The sequence below is a fragment of the Streptomyces sp. NPDC053665 genome (genome assembly GCF_055585285.1).
On the sequence record NZ_JBVJKK010000013.1, the window covers coordinates 14,253 to 34,498 of the forward strand.

At 71.7% G+C, this 20,246-nt stretch carries 11 protein-coding genes; 9 read left to right on the top strand and 2 right to left on the bottom strand.

The window, feature by feature from the left end:
- Window positions 1–51: 51 nt before the first annotated feature.
- Window positions 52–516 (bottom strand): SRPBCC family protein, encoded by a 465-nt coding sequence (locus ACZ6ZN_RS32800; protein ID WP_469651826.1) that lies wholly within the window; start codon window positions 514–516, stop codon window positions 52–54.
- 55 nt (window positions 517–571) lie between these two features.
- Here ACZ6ZN_RS32800 and ACZ6ZN_RS32805 point away from each other — a divergent pair, with 55 nt between their 5' ends.
- Entirely contained in the window at window positions 572–1,192 is a 621-nt protein-coding gene (locus tag ACZ6ZN_RS32805) for a TetR/AcrR family transcriptional regulator (RefSeq protein WP_451880055.1), read from the top strand.
- 44 nt (window positions 1,193–1,236) lie between these two features.
- Here the strand turns inward: ACZ6ZN_RS32805 and ACZ6ZN_RS32810 are convergent, their stop codons facing one another.
- Entirely contained in the window at window positions 1,237–1,710 is a 474-nt protein-coding gene (locus ACZ6ZN_RS32810; protein WP_469651828.1) for a hypothetical protein, read from the bottom strand.
- Between the two features lie 198 nt (window positions 1,711–1,908).
- Here ACZ6ZN_RS32810 and ACZ6ZN_RS32815 point away from each other — a divergent pair, with 198 nt between their 5' ends.
- The 8 genes from ACZ6ZN_RS32815 to ACZ6ZN_RS32850 all read left to right on the top strand — a co-directional run bounded on the left by ACZ6ZN_RS32815 (window position 1,909) and on the right by ACZ6ZN_RS32850 (window position 20,245).
- On the top strand, window positions 1,909–2,187 hold the full coding sequence (locus ACZ6ZN_RS32815) for a hypothetical protein (RefSeq protein WP_469651830.1): 279 nt from the start codon (window positions 1,909–1,911) through the stop codon (window positions 2,185–2,187).
- A 788-nt stretch (window positions 2,188–2,975) separates the two neighbouring features.
- Window positions 2,976–5,405 (top strand): FkbM family methyltransferase, encoded by a 2,430-nt coding sequence (locus ACZ6ZN_RS32820; RefSeq protein WP_469651832.1) that lies wholly within the window; start codon window positions 2,976–2,978, stop codon window positions 5,403–5,405.
- Between the two features lie 26 nt (window positions 5,406–5,431).
- Window positions 5,432–6,283, top strand: a complete 852-nt coding sequence (locus tag ACZ6ZN_RS32825; protein ID WP_469651834.1) for a 3-hydroxyacyl-CoA dehydrogenase family protein — start codon at window positions 5,432–5,434, stop codon at window positions 6,281–6,283.
- A gap of 220 nt (window positions 6,284–6,503) precedes the next feature.
- Entirely contained in the window at window positions 6,504–6,797 is a 294-nt protein-coding gene (locus tag ACZ6ZN_RS32830) for an acyl carrier protein (protein ID WP_398111765.1), read from the top strand.
- Window positions 6,798–6,821: 24 nt separating this feature from the next.
- Window positions 6,822–7,973: an acyl-CoA dehydrogenase family protein gene (locus tag ACZ6ZN_RS32835; RefSeq protein ID WP_469651836.1), complete on the top strand. Its 1,152-nt coding sequence runs from the start codon at window positions 6,822–6,824 to the stop codon at window positions 7,971–7,973.
- Window positions 7,970–9,016: an HAD-IIIC family phosphatase gene (locus ACZ6ZN_RS32840; RefSeq protein WP_469651838.1), complete on the top strand. Its 1,047-nt coding sequence runs from the start codon at window positions 7,970–7,972 to the stop codon at window positions 9,014–9,016. Before ACZ6ZN_RS32835 ends, ACZ6ZN_RS32840 begins: the two co-directional genes overlap by 4 nt.
- Window positions 9,017–9,078: 62 nt before the next feature.
- Entirely contained in the window at window positions 9,079–19,362 is a 10,284-nt protein-coding gene (locus ACZ6ZN_RS32845) for an amino acid adenylation domain-containing protein (protein ID WP_469651840.1), read from the top strand.
- Window positions 19,355–20,245, top strand: coding sequence for an alpha/beta fold hydrolase (locus ACZ6ZN_RS32850; RefSeq protein ID WP_469651841.1), 891 nt, complete (start codon window positions 19,355–19,357; stop codon window positions 20,243–20,245). Before ACZ6ZN_RS32845 ends, ACZ6ZN_RS32850 begins: the two co-directional genes overlap by 8 nt.
- Window position 20,246 lies beyond the last annotated feature (1 nt).

The following is a 20,246-nucleotide window of genomic DNA, read 5'->3' on the forward strand; positions in this document are numbered from 1 at the left end:
AGTCCACGCTGATCGAACGATCGCGGGGAGAAGGGACGGCACCCGCCGCCGTCAGGATTCGGCGGTGGACTCGTGGCAAGCCAACTCGGCGGACAGGCGTCGCATGACCGTGCGGTTGGCGTTCCGCATCATGGCCCGCACTACGGGGGCCAGCAGCCGGTCGGCGAGCGGGGCGCGGACCCACGTGTAAGTGAACGACACGCGGGCCCCACCGGTGGGCAGCGGTTCGATCGTGTAGGTGCCGCGGCCCTGCCGCCGGCCGGCCGCGCTGACGTTGCGCTCGACGATGCGCCGAGGAGCCTCGGTCTCGACGACGTCGATGGTGACGTCGGTCTTCGTGCCGCCCAACGTGGCCGTGACCGTGGCGCACGATCCGACGCCCCTGGCGGGGCCGGTGTAACGCCAGTTGGTCAGGTAGTGGTCGGTGAACCGCTCGTGGTTCGCCATGACGTCGAGGAAGCCGTAGACCTGCTCGGGAGTCTGAGGTACGTCGATCGACACGGTGACAGACTTCATGTGCCACACGGTACATGCGCCATGTACCGATTGGTACAGTCGTGACGTGGTGACCATGGACGACTCGCATCCCGAAGGCGGAGCCGAGCGAGACGCGCACAGGGCCCGGCGCGCGGAACTGCTGGACGCGGCTGTCGACCACGTCGCGGCACACGGCATCGCGGACCTGAGTCTGCGCAGGCTGGGCGCCGCGATCGGGGTCAGCCACCGCATGCTGATCCACTACTTCGGCTCCAAGGAACAACTGCTCGTCGAGATCGTCCGGACGTCGGAGCGACGCCAGCGCGACGTGCTGTCCCGGCTCCGCCTGGAGCCTGGTCTGTCGCCCGCGGATGTAGCGCGGCTGCTGTGGCGGCAGCTCACGGACCCCCGGCTGGCCGGCCAGGAGCGGCTCTTCTTCGAGATCTACGGGCACGCGCTGCGCGGCCGCCCCGAGGCCGCCCCGGTCCTCGAAGGGCTGGTGACGGACTGGCTGGAGCCGCTCGTGGCCGCCGAGGTCGGGGCGGGGGCGGACCCTGCCCTGGCCAGGAGCCGGGCCAGGCTCGGACTCGCCACCGTGCGCGGCCTGTTGCTCGACCTGCTCGCCACGGGTGACCGCGCCGGCGTCGACGCGGCGATGGAGGAGTTCCTCCGGCTCTACTACGGCTCGGAGTCAAGCGTCACCGATCAGGTGTAGCGACTGGGCCAGACGCCGTACCACCGTTCCCACGACGGTTCTGTTCACTTCGATTGCAGGGCCTGTCGCATCCGATGGAGGCGGTCCAGGGAGCGGCGGCGCGTCCACGAGAGCCACAGGCACAGCGCGAGCATGCCCGCCGCGAAGACAATGGGGAAGGCGAAGGAGCCGCTGACGACCCCCAGGACGAGCATGGCGATCGCGATGAGGCACATGGCGCCGAACCAGTACGGCAGCCACTTGCCCGCGCGTTCCATCTGGTCGAGCTGCTCGGCGACCAGCCGCCGTACGGCTTCCCGCTCCTGAGGATCCTGCGGCACCTCACGGTGGCGGATCTTGCGGTGCAGATCGGCGAGCCCGCCTGCGTCGGTGCCCACGGCTCGGGCGGTCCGGCGGCGCTGGACGGCCAGGAACGCGATGGCGATCCCGGTGTACAGGGCGCTGTGGAGCACCCAGACAGCCGGGTGCTCGTCCCTGCGGATCAAACCCGTGACGCCCAGTCCGAGGAGAAAGACCACCGTTGCCTGCGCAGTCAAACTGCGGTCGAGTAAGCGCTTGAGCGAAAGCACAGGGAAGACCTCCGTAAGAAGAAGTCGGGAAGCGTCGTCGCCTCTCGGATACCCCACATTCCCCGGCGTATCTGACCAGGCTCGGCGTCCGCGGCACGTGCGCGTTGTGATGAACTGGCTTCGGTTACCAGTGAAGCAGGAGAAGAGATGACGGCACACGCAGAGCAACTCCGCCAGGACGGGCACCTGATCGAGAAGTGGGCGGTCGGGTGGATGCTGCTGTCCCTGGGACTGTGGGCGTGGTTCGGCTACCGGTTCCTGCTGGACGATGACCGGGGTCACTTCACACCCACGGGAAGTGGCCGCGCACTGGTGGGCATTCTCGCGCTGGCGGTCATCCCGACGATCATCACGGCGGCGACCCTCGTGTACGCCCGGGTCCTGTTCCGCCTGGCCGGCCGGACTGCGGGGCCAGGAGGCGGGTGAGCGATCCTGATGGTGCCCCGCGCGGGTCATGCCTTGTATGCCGATGCGGTCGCCCACCGCACGGCGGCAAGCACCTGTCGGGCGAGCACCGGCCGTTCGGCGCACGCCGCGAACCTCGAGGCCGGACCCGGCTGCACCAGTGCCAAGGCCGCTGCACTCGACCGCGTGCCCGTAGCCGGGGCAGGAAAGTGACGTGCTGCCAGTTGTTGTGCGGTGAAGGCCGGTCGCGCCGGTGCTGGCGGCACTGACCCGACCCGATACAAGGCCGCTTATTCTTATTCTGCGACGGCGAGACCCGCTGTTCAGGTACTCGACGGGTCATCACATTCAGGCAGGGTCGGTCCCTTCACCGGGCCCGGCCCTTTTGCGTGCCGACGGCCTTTTGGCAGGTACTCCTGCGCGCAGTTCTGTTCTTTCTCCTGCAATCTCGTTCCGCGCTGCGTCACCGGCCGGGTGCGTGCCGCCGGATCAATGGATCTGCCCCGCGCTCTTGGTGCGGGTTGGGGCGATTTGAGTGCGGCTGTGGTGGGGCTCGAGTGCGTGGTTTGAGGGTGGTGGATGGATGTTTTGGAGCGGGGGCGCGGGCGGTGGTTGTCGGGTGCTCGGCGCTTATCTGGTGGCCTGATTTCCGTAGGAGTGGCATGAGTGCCGAGGTTGCTGTGGCTGGGGTAGTGGGTGGGTCGTCGTCGGGGTCGGTGTCGTGGCATCTGGCCTTGTTGGCTGGGCCAGATGGTTCGGTATTGGACGCGGGTTTGGCGGGGTTGCGGGCGCGTTGTGCGGGGGGTGAGGTGGTGGAGGACGTGCCGGTGCGGGTTCGCACGGTGGGCCAGGTCGGGGGTGGGTATCGGGGTGCTTTTCTGACGGGACAGGGGGTGGGTACGGACCTGGGGGCGCAGCAGGCTGGTGGCGTTCGGCCGGTGGCGTTCATGTTTCCGGGTCTGGGTGATCACTATGTGGGTATGGGCCGGGATCTCTACCGTGATTTCCCGGTGTTTCGTGACGCGGTGGATGCGTGTGCCACCTTGTTGGGGGGTGAACTGGGGCTGGATATCCGTTCCGTGCTCTTCCCCGACCCCGACCCGGATTCCGCCTCCGGCTCGGCTTCCGCGTCTGCGGGTGGTGGTGAATCGGTTGATCTGCGGTCGATGTTGGGCCGTGACGAGGGTGTGTGTGGCGGCAACGGGGGCTTGCTGGACGGTACGCGGTTGGCGCAGCCGGCGTTGTTCGTTGCGGAGTATGCATTGGCGCGGTTGTGGGAGTCGTGGGGTGCGCGCCCTGCCGTGATGATCGGTTACAGCCTGGGTGAGTATGTCGCGGCGACGCTGGCGGGTGTGCTGAGTCTGCCGGACGCGTTGAGGCTGGTGGCGGCGCGGGCGGCGTTGATCGACGAGTTGCCGGCCGGGTCGATGCTGGCAGTGATGCTGGGCGAGCAGGAGCTGACGGAACTGCTGGGGGAGGACTTGTCGCTGTCGGCGGTCAACGGCCCGGAGTTCTGTGTGGTGGCGGGCCCGGTGGCTGCTGTGGAGGGGTTGCAGGAGCTGCTGGACGGGCGGGGGGTCGTGTGCCGGCGGGTGCGTAGTACGCATGCGTTTCATTCGGCGATGATGGAGCCGGTGGCCGGGCCGTTGACGGAGCTGGCGCGTACGCTCACCTTGAACGCGCCGCGCATCCCCTACATCTCGAACGTCACGGGTGAGCCGATCACCGATGAGCAGGCCACGGACCCGGGATACTGGGCCCGTCATCTCCTCAGCCCGGTGCGTTTTGCCACCGGTCTCCAGCACCTGGCGGACACGGCGTTGCTGGTGGAGGCCGGGCCGGGTCAGACGTTGAGCAGTATGGCCACGGTGGTACGTGGCCGGCAGGCCGGCACGATCGTGGCGTCCATGCGGCACCCGCTGCAACGCACTTCGGACTCGGCGGTGGCGTTGAAGGCGCTGGGCCGGTTGTGGCTGGCGGGCGCGGACTTCGACTGGACCCAGTTCCCCGCCGGTGAGCTGGCCCTCGTCGCCGACGGTGCCGCCGGACAGCTCGGCATCGACGCCGACGGTGCGGTGGGGGAGTCGGGCGTGATCGCCGACGCTGCGGCGGGACCGGTGCGCGATGCAGACGAGAGCGTGGCCGACGGGGGCGCGGCGAGTGAGGATGCCGGCGCGCTGCGTGCCATCGAGCAGGAGTTGGCCGGAGTGTGGGTCAGGATCCTGGACAACGAGCAGCTGCCGCACGATGTGAGCTTCTTCGAGATCGGTGGAAACTCGCTGCTGGCGACCCGGCTGTGTCTGCGCGTCAAGCGTGCGTTCGGTGTGGAGCTGAGCCTGCGGCAGGTCTACGAGTGGTCCACGATCGCCCGGATGGCCGCCGCGGTGCACCGGCTCAAGACCGGTGAGGAGCTGCAGACGCAGGGCTCTTCGCACACCGGTACGTCGCTGGCCCGGTTCACGCTGGACAACGGGTTGACGGTGTGGCACCAGAACGAGGCGGAGACCCGGCACTTCTACGAGGACATCTTCGAGCACCGCACCTACGCCAAGCACGGCATCACGCTGGCGCCGGGTGCGACGGTGGTCGATGTCGGCGCCAACATCGGCCTGTTCACCCTGTTCGCGCACTACGAGGCTCCTGATGTGCGGGTTTTCGCCTTCGAACCGGCTCCGCCGATGTTCGAGCTGCTCAGCCGTAATGTCGCCGAGCACGGCGTGAACGCCACCCTGGTCAACATCGGCGTGTCCGACAGCGACACCCAGGCCACGTTCACCTTCTATCCGCGCAGCTCGGGCATGTCCTCCTTCCACCCCGACGATGCGGAGGAGAGGCACAACCTGTCCACGATCATCGCCAACCAGCACCGCGCGCACGCCGATGCGGAGGTCGCCGACCTGGTGGCCGACGAAGGGCTGCTGGATGTGCGGTTCGAGGCGATCGAGTTCACCGCCCGGCTGCGTCCGCTGTCGGCGGTGATCCGCGAGCAGGGCATCGAGCGCATCGACCTGATCAAGATCGATGTGCAGAAGAGCGAGCGGCAGGTCATCGACGGCATCGACGAGCAGGACTGGCCGAAGATCCAGCAGATGGTGCTGGAGGTGCACGACGCGGACGGTGAGGTCGACCGCCTGCTTCAGCTGCTGCGGGGGCACGGCTTCGAGGTGCTGGCCGAGCAGGACGAGATGTATGTCGGCACGGACATCCACAACATCTACGCCGTCCGCGGCACACGCTGACGGTCACGTAAACGGAGTCGTAGACAATGGAATTCGCGACCGTAGGAGTCGTCGGTGCGGGCGTCATGGGCGTCGGCGTCGCGCACAGTCTGGCCCAGTACGGGCACCGGGTGGTCCTCGTCGATGTCAGTGAGGACGTCCTCGACCACGCCCGCCGTGAGCTGCGTACCAGCCTGCGCACCCAGGCCCTGCTGGACAAGGGTGCGGCCCTGGACATCGCGGCCGTTCTGGAACGGGTCGAGTTCACCACCGACTACGAGCTGCTGGCGAAGGCCGACTTCGTCGTCGAGAACGTCACCGAGGACTTCGCGGTGAAGCAGCAGGTGTACGAGCGCATCGATGCCATCGTGCGTCCGGAGGTGGTGTTCGCGGTGAACACCTCCGCGATCTCCATCACACGGATCGGCTCGCTCACCTCACGGCCCGAGCGGGTGGTGGGCATGCACTTCATGAACCCGGTGCCGATGAAGCCGATGGTGGAGGTGATCCGCGGCCACCACACCACGCCGGCCACGATCGACACCGCCCGCCGTTTCCTGGCGGGGCTGGGCAAGGAGTGCGTCGTGGTCGAGGACGTGCCCGGTTTTGTGTCCAACCGGGTGCTGATGCTCACCATCAACGAGGCGGTCTTCCTGGTGCAGGACGGGGTCGCCCCGGCCGCCGACATCGACCGCATCTTCACCTCCTGTTTCGAGCATCGCATGGGTCCGCTGGCCACCGCCGACCTGATCGGCCTGGACACGATCCTGAAATCGGTCGAGGTGCTCTACGAGAGCTTCAACGACGACAAGTACCGGCCGGCGCCCCTGCTGAAGAAGATGGTCGCCGCCGGCCTGCTGGGCCGAAAGAGCGGCCAGGGCTTCCACACCTACCGCTGATCCGGTCGCGCTCCGACCACCCGTCATAGGCCCGACCACCGGCGGCACCCAGGGGCCGGTGGCTCCCAAGGGCCGGCTGCACCCAAGTACCGGCTGCACCCAAGTACCGGCTGCACCCAAGTGCCGGCTGCACCAAGTGCCGGCTGCACGCCGCACTCCGACCGCCGCCGATGTCCGCCGGCCGATCAACGCCCCGCTCACGGTCACTTCGACAGGACGGATGACGATCACCATGACCACCCACCCCACCGCCCGTACCGATCAGGGCACCACCAAGGCGCGGATCGCCGCGTACCTCTCGCGCTTCTTCCCGGTCCAGGACCTGGCCGACGACGACGACATCTTCGAACTCGGCTTCGTCAGCTCGATGTTCGCGATGCAGCTGGTGTCCTTCGTGGAGCACGAGTTCGGCATCACGGTCGAGAACGAGGACCTGGAGCTGGAGCACTTCCGCTCCATCAGCGCGCTCGACGCGTTCGTCACCCGCAAGCTGTCCGTCCCCGTCCCGCAGTAGACGAGAGCGGACGGGCCGACGACGATGACCGGAGCGCTCACCGAGCGGCAGGAGCAGGCCCGCAAGGAGTTCGCGGCCTTCGCCGACCGCCACATCGCACCCCATGCCGACGCCTGGCACCGTGCCCAGCGCACCCCGCCGGAGGTGATCCGGCTCCTCGCCGACGAGGGCCTGCTCGGCATCCATGTGCCGCAGGAGTTCGGCGGGGGCGGCTGCGACGCGGTCACCCTGGGGCTGCTCGCCGGTGAACTGGGCCGCGCCTGCTCCTCGGTGCGCAGCCTGCTCACGGTGCACTCGATGGTGGCGCACGCCGTCGCCCGCTGGGGAAGCCGCGAGCTGAAGCGGGACTGGCTGCCCCGGCTGGCGAGCGGTGAGCGGATCGCGGCGCTCGCCGTGTCCGAGCCGGACACGGGCAGCGACGCGGCCGGTGTCAGCACCCGCATCGAACGCGACGGCGACCACTACGTGGTGACCGGCCACAAGAAGTGGATCACCTACGGGGAGAGCGCCGACGTCTTCCTCCTGGTGGGGCGCTCCGCCGAGGGTCCCACGGCGCTGCTGGTGGAGCGGGACACTCCGGGACTGTCCACCGAGCTCATCGAGGACATGATCGGCATCCGTGCCTCGATGACCGCCCATGTCCGCCTCGACGGCTGCCGGGTCCCCGGCGGCCATCTGCTCGCCCGGGCGGGCCTGGGTGTCTCCCACGTGGTGGGCGCCGCCCTGGACCTGGGCCGCTACACCGTCGGCTGGGGCTGCGTCGGCATCCTCGACGCGGCCCTGGACGCGGGCGTGGACTACGCGTCCCGGCGCGAGCAGTTCGGATCGCTCATCAAGGAGCACCAGCTGGTGCGCCGGCTGATCAGCGACATGTACACCAACGCCCGCGCGGCCCGGCTGTTGTGCCTGGAGGCCGGGCGGCTGCGCGACGCGCGTGACCCGGGCGCGCCGGCCGCCACGTCCACCGCGAAGTACTTCGCGGCCGCGGCCGCCGGGCGGGCCGCCGCCGACGCCGTGCAGCTGCACGGCGCCAACGGCTGCAGCGCCGACTACCCCGTCCAGCGCCTGCTCGGCGACTCCCGCGTGATGGAGATCATCGAGGGCAGTGCGCAGCTGCACCAGGTGGGCCTTGCCGAGTACGCGTTCCAGGAACACGCATCGAGGAGTGAGCGATGACCGCCACCGTCATTTCCGTCAAGACCGTCAAGTGCGTGGTCTGGGACCTGGACAACACCGTGTGGGACGGCGTGCTGCTGGAGGACGGCGACGTCACGCTGCGGCCGGAGGTCGTCGAGGTGATCCGCACCCTCGACGAGCGCGGCATCCTGCACTCCATTGCCAGCCGCAACGACCACGACGCGGCCATGGCGAAGCTCCAGGAGCTCGGCATCGCCGAGTACTTCCTGCATCCGCAGATCAACTGGGGCAGCAAGGCGCAGTCGCTGACGGCCGTCGCCGAGGCGATCAACATCGGCGTCGACACCCTGGCCTTCGTCGACGACCAGCCCTTCGAACGGGACGAGGTGGGCTTCGTCCACGCCGATGTGCTGTGCGTCGACGCCGCCGACGCCGCCGGCATCCCCGACCTGCCGCGGATGCTGCCACGGTTCGTCACCTCCGACTCGCGTGAGCGCCGCCACCTGTACCGGGCCGACGCCCGGCGCGCCCAGGCCCAGGCGGACCATCACGGCACCGACGAGCAGTTCCTCGCCTCCCTGGGGATGCGCATGACGATCGCCCCCGCCCAGGAACGCGACTTGCAGCGCGCGGAGGAACTGACCGTGCGCACCAATCAGCTCAACGCCACCGGCTACACCTACTCCTACGAGGAACTCGACGCCTTCCGCCGCTCACCCGGTCACGACCTGCTGGTCGCGGGTCTGGAGGACCGGTACGGCACCTACGGCAGGATCGGCCTGTCCCTCGTGGAACGCGGCAGCGACGTGTGGACGGTGAAACTGCTGCTGATGTCGTGCCGGGTGATGTCACGCGGTGTCGGCTCGGTGCTGCTGGGCCACCTTATCCGCACCGCCCACGAGGCCGGGGTGCGCCTGCGCGCGGAGTTCGTGCCCACCTCCCGCAACCGCGCCATGTACGTCACCTACAAGTTCGCCGGGTTCCGCGAGGTGGGGCAGCGCGACGGCGTGAACGTGCTGGAGCACGACGGCGGCCGGCTGCCGGAGTTCCCGCCCTACATGGACGTGACGGTCGAGCGCTGAGCCTCCTCCCGCACCCCTGATCACGGCACCGCGACGCACTGCGGAAGAGACGGAAGGCAGAGATGAACGCTCAGGCCAACGAGGAGCGACTGCGGCGCGCCATGGCCGCGGTGCTGCAGCTTCAGCAGCGCAACGCGGAACTGGAGAACCAGCGCCACGAGCCGGTGGCCATCGTGGCGATGGCCTGCCGTCTGCCGGGGGGAGTGACCACCCCCGAGGCGTTCTGGGACCTGCTGGCCGAGGGCAGGGACGCGATCGGGCCGCTGCCCGACCGCTGGGACGCCTACGACCTGTACGACCCGGACCCCACCGCGCCCGGCAAGAGCTACGCCCGTGAGGGCGGGTTCATCGACGGCATCGACCGCTTCGACGCGGAGTTCTTCGGCATCGCACCGCGCGAGGCGCAGGCGATGGAACCGCAGCAGCGGCTCGTGCTGGAGACGGCCTGGGAGGCGCTTGAGCGGGCCGGACTGCGCGAGGACCAGTTCAAGGGCAGCCGCACCGGTGTCTACATCGGCGCGATGCGCCCCGACTACGAGACCATCCGCACCGACCTGGAACTGCTCGACGGCTACCAGGGCACGGGCGTGTCCGTCAGCGTCATCTCCGGCCGGATCTCCTACGCGCTCGGCCTGCAGGGGCCCGCGGTGACCGTGGACACGGCCTGCTCGTCGTCGCTGCTGGCCCTCCACCTGGCGGCCACCGCCCTGCGCAACCGCGAGTGCGACGCCGCGCTGGCCGGCGGCGTCACGGTGATGAGCTCACCGGGCATGTTCGTGGAGTCCAGCCGGCTCGGGGCGATGTCCCCCGACGGGCGGTGCAAGAGCTTCTCGGCCGGCGCCGACGGCGGCGGCTGGTCCGAGGGTGCCGGTGTGCTGCTGCTCAAACGGCTCTCGGACGCCCGGCGCGACGGTGACCGGGTGCTCGCCGTGATCCGCGGTTCCGCCGTCAACCAGGACGGCCGCAGCCAGGGCCTGACAGCTCCCAACGGCCCTGCGCAGCAGCGGGTCATCCAGGAGGCACTGGCCGCGAGCCGGCTCACCCCCGCCGACATCGACGCCATCGAGGCCCACGGCACCGGCACCCCGCTGGGCGACCCGATCGAGGCCGGCGCCCTCGCGGAGGTCTTCGGGCCGGGCCGCGCCGCGGACACCCCCGTCCACCTCGGCTCGTCCAAGTCGAACATCGGGCACACCCAGGCGGCCGCCGGTGTCGTCGGCGTGATCAAGATGGTGCTGGCACTCCAGCACGAGCGCCTGCCGCGCACGATCCACGCCGAGCAGCCCAGCACCCACATCGCCTGGGAGGGCAGCGGACTCCGGCTCCTGCAGCAGGAGCGCACCTGGCCGCGGGGCGAACGCCCGCGCCGCGCCGGTGTGTCGGCGTTCGGCATCAGCGGCACCAACGCACACGTGGTCCTGGAGGAGGCACCGTCGCCCGAGGACGCCGCCGTGGGGCAGCCCGCCGTGAGCGAACTGCCCGACCGGCTGCCGCTGCTGCTCTCCGCTCACGACGAACGGGCGCTGGCCGCCCAGGCCGAGCAGTGGGCGGCGTGGCTGGAGGCGGCCGACGGGCTCCCGTTCGCCGACGCGGTCCGCACGGCCGCCCTGCACCGCACGCACCTCCCGGCGCGCGCCGGCGTCCCCGCCTCGAACAGGGAGGAGGCCGTGGCGGCACTGCGGGCGCTCGCCGACGGGCTGCCGCACCCCGACACCGTGGTGGGCACGGCCCACGAGCGCACCAAGGCCGTGTTCGTCTTCCCCGGCCAGGGCAGCCAGTGGATCGGCATGGGCCGCGCCCTGATCGCCGAGTCCGAGGTGTTCCGGGAGGCGGTGCGCAGGTGCGACGCGGCCCTGAGGCCGTGGACCGGCTGGTCCGTGGCGGACCTGCTGAGCGAGACGCCGGACGCCGCCCTACCGCCGTTCGACCGCATCGACGTCCTCCAGCCCGCCCTGTTCACCATGATGGTCGGCCTGGCCGAGCTGTGGCGGTCCCTCGGGGTGGAGCCGTCCGCCGTGGTCGGCTTCAGCCAGGGCGAGGTGCCCGCGGCCGTGGTCGCGGGCGCGCTGTCCCTGGAGGACGGCGCCCGGCTGACGGCGCTGCGCTCCCAGGGGCAGCTGCGCGAGTGCAGCGGCCGCGGTGCGATGGCCCTGGTCGAGATGGCGCCGGCCGAGGTCGAGGACCGGATCGCGCCGTACGGTGGTGCGCTGTCCGTCGCCGTCGTCAACAGCGCCACCTCCGTGGTCGTCTCCGGTGATGTCGACGCGGTCGAGTCCTTCCTGGCCGGGCTGTCCGGCACGGACGTCTTCAGCCGGCGCATCCAGTCCGACACCGCCGGCCACAGCTCGCACGTGGACCCGGTCCTGCCCTGGCTCGCCGAACAGCTGAGCGGGCTGGAGCCGGACGCGCCGGCCGTGCCGTTCTACTCCACGGTGACGGGCTCCCGTGTGCAGGGCGCCGGACTCGACGCCGCCTACTGGTGCCGCAACGTCCGCGACACCGTCCGGATGGACCTGGCCCTCGCCGCACTGGTGGCGGACGGCCACGACGTGTTCGTCGAGATCAGCCCCCACCCGGTCCTCGGCATGACCCTGACCGAGGCCACCACCGGCGCCACCGGCGTCGCGGGCGCCGTCGTCGGCAGCCTGCACCGCGACCACGGCGGACTCTCCCAGCTGTTGCGCTCCCTGGCCGCCCTGCACGTCCAGGGCCACGCCGTGGACTGGCACCGCATCCTGGACGGCGGCTCGGCCGCCGACCCGGCGCAGGCACCTACGTACCCGTTCCAGCGCACGCGCTACTGGGCCGACGTGCCCCTGCCCGCCACGGCGCCGGCCGGGTCCGCCGCCCCGCGGCGGACGCAGGACGAGGACACCGGTGTGCGGGGCCCGGCCGGACTGCGCGCCCGGCTGGCCGCGATGCCGGACGAGGAGCGGGCGGACGCGCTCCTCGACCTCGTCCGCCGCGAGGCCGCGACCGTGCTGCGCGCGGCCGAACCCGTGCCCGCCGACAAGAAGCTCCAGGAGCTCGGGCTCGACTCGATCATGGGCCTGCAACTGCGCAACCGCCTGTGCGAACTGTCGGGCAGCACCTTCCCCGCCAACCTCGCCTTCACCTATCCGACCGCGCGGGCCCTCGCCGGGCACCTGCTGCCGCACCTGCTCGCGGCGGCCGGCGACGACCCGGCGATGCCGCCGCTGGACAGCGTTCCGGCCCGCGACGTGCACCCGGCCACCGAGGGCCAGCGGCGCCTGTGGTTCCTGGAGCAGATGAACCCCGGCTCCGCCCAGTACAAGGTGGCGATGCGGATCCGGACGGCCAGGCCGCTGGACCACACCGTGCTCACCCGCTCGCTCACCTGGATCACCGCCCGGCACGAGGCGCTGCGCACCGGCCTGGAGGTGCGCGAGGGCGAACTCGTCCAGGTCGTGCACAGCGGCGTCCCCGTCGACGTCGCGTTCGAGGACCTGCGGGGGCGGGGTGCCGACGCCGTCGAGGCGCGCATCCGGCACGAGGAGCTCGAACCGTTCGACCTGAGCGGCACGTCGCTGTTCCGCTGCCGGGTGCTGGACCTGGCCGACGACGAACAGGTGGTGTGCTTCCACGTCCACCACGCCGTGACCGACGGCTGGTCGCTGTCGCTGTTCCTGATGGAACTGTTCCACGCCTGCCAGGAGTTCGAGGCCGGGCGCGAACCCGAGCCGGGCCCCGCGCAGTTCCACCTCGGCGACTTCGCCGCATGGGAGCGGCGCAGCCTGGCCGAGGGCCGCTTCGAGGACGCCCTCACCCACTTCGCCGCCGAACTCGACGGGGTGGAGCGGCTGGAGTTCCCGCCCGGGCCGGACACCGTCGCACAGGAGGACCAGGGCGGCGACACCCTCTACTTCACCGTCCCGGCCGCCCTGAGGAGCGAACTGGAGGCGCTCGCCGCCCGCACCTCGGTCACCCCCTACACGGTGCTGGTGAGCACGTTCGCCACGCTGCTGGCCCGCTTCACCGGCCAGGACGACTTCGCGGTGGGCACCGTCTGGTCCAACCGGCAGCTGCCCGGCCTGACGGGAACCTTCGGCTTCCTCGCGAACACCCTGCCGCTGCGCTGCGACCTGACGGGCGACCCGACCTTCGAGGAACTGCTGGCCTCGATGGCGCCCAGGGTCCGGGGCGTGTTCGACCACCAGTACGTCCCCCTCACCGAGCTGGTCCGCAGGGTCGGCGGGCAGCGGACGGGCGAGGAGAACCCGCTGTTCCGCGCCGTCTTCAACTACGGTGGCGCGGCGATGCCCACCGTGGGCGACGGCGACGCCACGTGGAACCTGCCCGCCACCGGCAGCCTCGCGGGCAACGTCCGGGGCGCCTCCAAGTTCGAGCTCGGCGTCACCCTCATCCCCTGCGGGGACGAACTGCGCGGCGAGTTCGAGTACCAGGCGCACGTGCTGAGCCGACCCGCGGCGCAGCGCATGCTGGACGGCTTCCGCACCCTGCTGGAATCGGTCGTGCGGGAGCCGGAGCGCGCGCTGAGCCGGCTGGAGCTGCTCGGCCCCGACGAGCTCGACTGGCTGGTCGCACGCGGCGGCCTGGCCGGCCCGCACAGCCCCGGCCAACCGACGGCGCTGGAGCTGGTCTGGGACCAGGCGCGCCGTACCCCCGACGCGGTGGCGCTGGTCTCGGACGGGGCCGAGCTGACGTACCGGGAGACGGCCTGGCGGGCCGCCGCCCTGGCCGAGCGGCTGCGCGCGGCCGGGGTCGGCCCCGAGACCCCGGTGGGCGTGCACCTGCCGCGCTCCGCGGAGCTGGTGGTGTCCGCGCTCGCCATCTGGCTGGCCGGAGGCGCCTACCTGCCCATCGACCCCGGCTATCCGCAGGCCCGGGTGGCCTACGTCGTCGAGGACAGCGGCCTGGACGTGGTCATCACCCGCTCGACGACGGCCGGCGACCTGACCGGCACGGGCGCCCGGCTGGTGTTCGCCGACGAGCTGGGGGTCACCCCCGTGCCCGCCGGGGACGCGCTGCCCGAGGCGACCCCGCCGGCCCTGACGGACCTGGCCTACGTCATCTACACCTCGGGCTCCACCGGCCGGCCCAAGGGCGTCCTGATCGAGCACGGCCAGTTCGTCAACTTCTGCCACGCCGTCGACGAACGCATCGGCGGCGGCACCGGCGACACCTGGCTCGCCGTCACCAGCCCCTCCTTCGACATCTCCACCGTCGAACTGCTGTGGACGCTGACCCGCGGCTACCGCGTGGTGATCGCCCAGGGCAGCGTCGGCGAGTGGCCCGCCTACCGCTCCTACGCTCCGACACACCTGCAGTGCACGCCGTCGCTCGCCCGGCTGCTCCTCGCCGACGCCGCGGGCCGTGCCCTGCTGGGCGGCCTGGACCGGATGATCGTCGGCGGGGAGGCACTGGACCGGGGGCTCGCCGCCAGGCTGATGCGCACCGTGCGCGGCGGACTGACGAACATCTACGGCCCGTCGGAGACGACCGTCTGGTCCACCACCTGGCACGCCGAGGCGGGGGAGGTCTCCCTGGGAGACGCCGTCCGCAACACCAGCCTGTACATCCTCGACCGGCACGGGGCCCGGGTGCCCCGGGGCAGCCGCGGCGAGCTCCACATCGGCGGTCTCGGCGTCACGCGCGGCTACCTGAACCGCCCGGAGCTGACCGCGCAGCGGTTCGTCGCGGACCCCTTCGCCGGCACGGACGACGCGCGCATGTACGCCACCGGCGACATCGTCCGCTACCGCGAGGACGGCAGCCTGGAGTACTGCGGCCGCAGCGACGCCCAGATCAAGCTGCACGGCCACCGCATCGAGCTGGGCGAGGTGGAGGCGGTGGCCGGTGAGCACCCGGCGGTCGCCGAGTGCGCGGCGGTGGTCCGCCGGGACGAGGGCAGCGACCCGCGGCTGTGCCTGTACTGGACGCCCGCCGAGGGCGGGCACGAGAGCGACGACGCCCTGCTGCGGTACTTCCTGGACCGCGTCCCGTCGTACATGGTGCCCTCCCAGCTGGTGCGCATGGAGGAGCTGCCGCACACGCCCAACCGGAAGGTGGACCGCCAGGCCATCCTGGCACTGCCCGCCCCGGCGCCCGCGGCCGTCGTGGCCGCGGCCGCCGGCGACGAGTCGCTGGAGGACCTGATCTGCCGCGCCTGGGCGCAGGTGCTCAACCTGAGCCGGGTGGACCTCGACCGAGGCTTCTTCGAGCTCGGCGCCGGCTCGATGACGGCGCTCGAGGCGCACCGCACGATCTGCGAGGGACTGGGGCGGGAGTTCCCCCTCTCGGCCCTCTTCCGCTACCCGACCGTCCGGCAGCTGGCGGGCTTCCTGCGCGGCGCCTCACCCTCCCCGCGGACGCGCCCCACCGCGGCGGTCCGCCGGCCGGCCGGTGACGACGCGGTCGCCATCGTCGGGTTCGCCTGCCGCCTGCCCGGCGCCGCGGACGCCGACGCCTTCTGGGACAACCTCAAGGACGGCGTCGAGTCGATCCGGCGGTTCAGCCCGCAGGAGCTGCGCGAGGCGGGGGTCGCGGAGGACGCCCTCCAGGACCCGGCGTACGTGCCGGCCAAGGGGTTCGTCGAGGGCGCCGACCTGTTCGACGCGGAGTTCTTCGACTGCTCGCCCGCAGAGGCCGACACCATGGACCCGCAGCACCGCCTGTTCCTCGAGTGCGCCTGGCAGGCGCTGGAGCACGCGGGGCAGGTGCCCGGCCGGTTCGACGGCGCCGTCGGCGTGTTCGCGGGCGCCGGGCAGAGCGGCTACCTCCACAGCGAGGACGCCGCCGACCTGTCCGAGTTCTACCGCACGATGGTCGGCACGAAGAACGACTTCCTGGCGACCAGGGTGGCCCACAAGCTGAACCTGCGCGGGCCCGCGCTCACCGTCCAGACGGCCTGCTCGACCAGCCTGGTCGCCACGCACCTGGCCCGCGAGAGCCTGCTGCGCGGCGAGTCGGACATCGCCCTGGCGGGAGGTGCCTCCCTCAGCTACCCGCTGGAGCAGGGCTACTTCCACCAGGAGGGCCTGGTGTTCTCACCCGACGGCACGTGCCGGGCGTTCGACGCGGACGGGGCGGGCACCGTGCTGGGCAACGGCGTCGGCGTCGTCGTCCTGCGCCGCCTGTCCGACGCCCTGGCTGCGGGCGACACCGTCTACGCGGTGATCCGCGGCAGCGCCGTCAACAACGACGGCTCCGACAAGGTCGGCTTCACCGCCCCCGGCGTCGAGGGCCAGGCGCGCGTCATCGCCGCCGCCCACGCCGACGCCGACGTCACGGCCGACACCATCGGCTACATCGAGGCGCACGGCACCGGGACCAGGCTCGGCGATCCGATCGAGGTGCAGGCCCTCCAGCAGGTCCTCGCCACCGCCGCGCGGTCCGAGCCGTGCGCGCTGGGATCGGTGAAGACGAACATCGGCCACACGGACAGCGCCGCGGGCGTCGCGGGCCTGATCAAGGCGGCCCTCCTGCTGCACCACCGGCAGCTCGTGCCCAGCCTGCACTTCGACAAGCCGAACCCCGAGATGGAGCTCGACCCCGAACTGCTCTACGTCAACACGGAACTGAAGCACTGGGAACCGGGAGCCGTCCCGCGCCGCGCGGGCGTCAGCGCCTTCGGGCTCGGCGGCACCAACGCGCACGTGGTGCTGGAGGAGGCACCCCTGGCGCGGGACGGCGGCGAGCCCGCGGCCGGCGAGGCGCCCCTGGTGCCCGTGGTGGTCTCGGGCCGCGACGAGGCGGCGCTGCGGGAGCAGGCGGGCCGCTGGGCGTCATGGCTGGCCGGCCGGCCGGACGTGCGGCCGGCACAGGTGGCGGTCACCGCCGCACGCCACCGTACGCACTTCGCCTCGCGGGCGAGCGTGACCGCCACCGACCGGGCCGGTCTGGTGCAGGCACTCCAGGCCCTGGCCGACGGCCGCACCCACGACGCGGTGGTCACCGGGACCGCCGAGCGGCGCACGAAGGTCGCGTTCGTCTACCCCGGCGGCGGCTCCCAATGGGCCGGCATGGGCCGCGAACTGCTGTCCACCAGCGCCGTCTTCCGGGAAGCGGTCGCGGCGTGCGACACCGCGCTCAGGCCGTTCACCGGCTGGTCGGTACAGGAGGTGCTGGCCGGCCGGGGCGGGGAACTGCCGCCTCTGGACCGGGCGGACGTGTCCCAGCCCGCGGTGTTCACCATGGCCATCGGCCTGACCGCCGTGTGGCGCTCCCTCGGCGTCGAACCCGCCGCCGTCGTCGGCCACTCGCAGGGCGAGATCGCGGCCGCGGTGATCAGCGGCGCCCTCACGCTGGAGCAGGGCGCCGAGATCGTTGCCACCCGCTCCCGGACCGTGCTGGAGTGCGCCGGCGAGGGCGGCATGGCGCTGATCGGGCGCCCGGTCGCCGAGGTGGAGGAGCTCCTCGCCCCCTACGGGCAGACGCTGTCGGTCGGAGCGGTCAACACCGCGCGCTCCACGGTCGTCTCGGGGCAGACGGACGCGATCGACCGGATCGTCGCGGAGCTCGGGGCGCGGAACGTGTACGCCCGCAAGATCAAGGTGGACTACGCCGGCCACAGCGCTCAGGTCGATCCGGTGCTGCCCGTGCTGGCCGAGCGGCTCGCGGACCTGACCCCGCGCCGGGCCGGCACCGCCCTCTACTCGACGGTGACCGGGGAGGTCGTGACCGGCCCCGAGCTGGACGGCGCCTACTGGTGCCGGAACCTGCGCGAGCCGGTCCGCTTCGACCGGGCGCTGAACCGGCTGCTGGACGACGGCCACACGGTCTTCGTGGAGATCTCCCCGCATCCGCTGCTGTCCCTGCCGCTCGCCGACGGGTGCGCCGAGCGCGGTGGCATCGTCACCGGATCGCTGGCCCGCGAGCGCGGCGGCATGAGCCAGATGCTGCGCGGACTGGGCGAGCTGCACGTGCAGGGCCACGAGCTGGACTGGGACCGGGTCCTCGGTGCCCTCGGGCTCCTCGGCACGCCGGAGGGCGCCCCCTCCCCGGTGCCGCTGCCCACGTACGCCTTCCAGCGCCACCGGCACTGGCGGCAGGCGCCGCGGGCGCGGACCGCGCAGGCCCGTGCGGGCCAGGCGCTGTGGGACGCGGTGAACGCCGGTGGCGCCGCCGAGGTCGCGAAACTGCTGGACGCGCCCGAGCACCTCGAGGACAGCGTCGCGCGGATCGTCCCGCTGCTGGAGCAGTGGCTGCGCAAGCAGGGGCCGCGGCAGGGGCCCGCGGCCGAGCGCACACCCGCTCCCGCTTCCGGCGGGCAGCACGGCCTGCCGGACCGGCTGGCCGCGCTGAGCGAGCACGAGCGGCTGCCCGCCGCCCTCGACCTGGTCGTGGGCGAGGCGGCGGACATCCTGGGCCTGCCGGGCGGCTCCCTCACCTCCGGCCGGCCGCTGTTCCAGCTCGGCATGGACTCCCTGGCGGCACTCGGCCTGCGCGGCCGGATCGCCCAGCTGACCGGAGTCACCGTGCCCGTGCAGACCGTCCTCGGCGACGAGGGCTGCCTGGGCGTGGCCCGTCACCTCCTGCGGGAACTGGACGGTGCCACGGCGGGAACGGCCACCGGCGGCGCGTCCCGCTGGCTGCGGACCCTGAAGCCGTCGGCCGAGCCCCGGGCCCGGATCGTCTGCATCGCCGGCGGCGGCGGCACCACCGCAGGACACGTGCCGCTCATCCGGCACCTTCCCGACGACGTGGAACTGCTGGCCGTGCAGATGCCGGGCCGGGAGGCCCGCTCGGACGAGGCCCCCGCGACGGTGATGCGCGACGTGGTCGCCGCGACGGCCGCGGAACTGGTGGACCGCCCGCAGGTGGCCACCGTGGTCTACGGGCACAGCCAAGGCTCCTGGATGGCCTGGGAACTGACCCGGTTCCTGTCCTCCCTGCCGGACGCCCCGCCGCTGACCTTCGTACCGGCGTGCGCGCTGCCGCCGTTCGCCGAAGTGCCGCCGGCGATGCGCCGCATGGAGGAACTGGCCGCCTCGCTCGACCAGGCGTCCGTGGCGGACCTGGCGGACGTCTTCCGGGGCATCCTGCCGGACGAGGTGCTGAAGAGCCCCGAGCTGCTCGCCTCGTACCGCACCGCCCTGGTCCACGACGCGGTTCTGTCGACCAACCACCGGGACGGCCTCGTCGACGACCGTCCCCCGCTCGACGTCCCCGTGATCGCCGTCGCGGCGAAGGACGACCCGGTCCTTCCCGACGGGACCATGCGGGGCTGGCACCACCTGACACGCGGCGCGTTCGTGCTCCGCGTCATCGACGGAAGTCACGCAGCACCGATCGAGAACTCCGAAGCGATGGCCGCAGAACTCCTGGCGGCGATCCGGAAGGACAGGGGAGAAGCACATGCCTGAGGTCATCCGCCAGGACGGCGCACGGATCCACTACGAGGTGCACGGGGACGGCTTCCCCGTGCTGCTGCTGGCCCCCGGCCATGTGAGCAGCGGAATAGACACCTGGAACGACAACTTCTACGACCCGGTGCGTGAACTGTCGCAGCACTTCACGGTGATCGCGATGGACCAGCGCCATGCCGGCCGCAGCACCGCCCCGGCCGTTCCGTTCTCCTACGAACAGACCGCGGGCGACCAGCTGGCCGTGCTCGACGCCGTCGGAGCCGAGCAGGCCCACGTCGTGGCCGCCGAGTTCGGCTGTGTGCACGCCTGGCGGCTGACGCACGACGCACCGGAGCGGGTGCGGTCGATCGTGGCGCAGGAGCCGGCCGGCCGGGACGCGGACACCTCGCTGGGCGACTTCTTCGGGCTCTTCGACGCGACGATGAGGCTGGTGCGGGCCGCCGGGTTCGACGACCCGGAGACCGAGGGCCTCGGCGCGGTCTTCGAGGCCGCGGCCCGCGACGGTGTCTTCGCCCGCAACCTCGAGGCCGGCCCGTTCGCGGCGCGGCTGCACGACGACGAGGAGTTCCGCAAGGAGATGCTCACCTTCCGGCGCGAGAAGTACATCACCCTGCTGGTGCGCTTCCGGGACGCGATGTTCCCCGACGACCGGGCCCACTTCTCCGTGCCGGACCAGTGGATCGGCACCCTCCCCGCCCCGCTGCTGGTGCTGCCGGGTGCCGGCGTGCGCCGGCCCCGCGCCCTGGCCGAGCGGCTCGCCACCGAGGCGCCGCGGGCCACCGTGCTCGCTCCGGGCTTCGACGCGCCCGACCGGCGTGACGCGACGGTGGCGTCGATCGTCGAGTTCCTGCTCCAGAACACCCCGAACGGAAAGAGGTAAC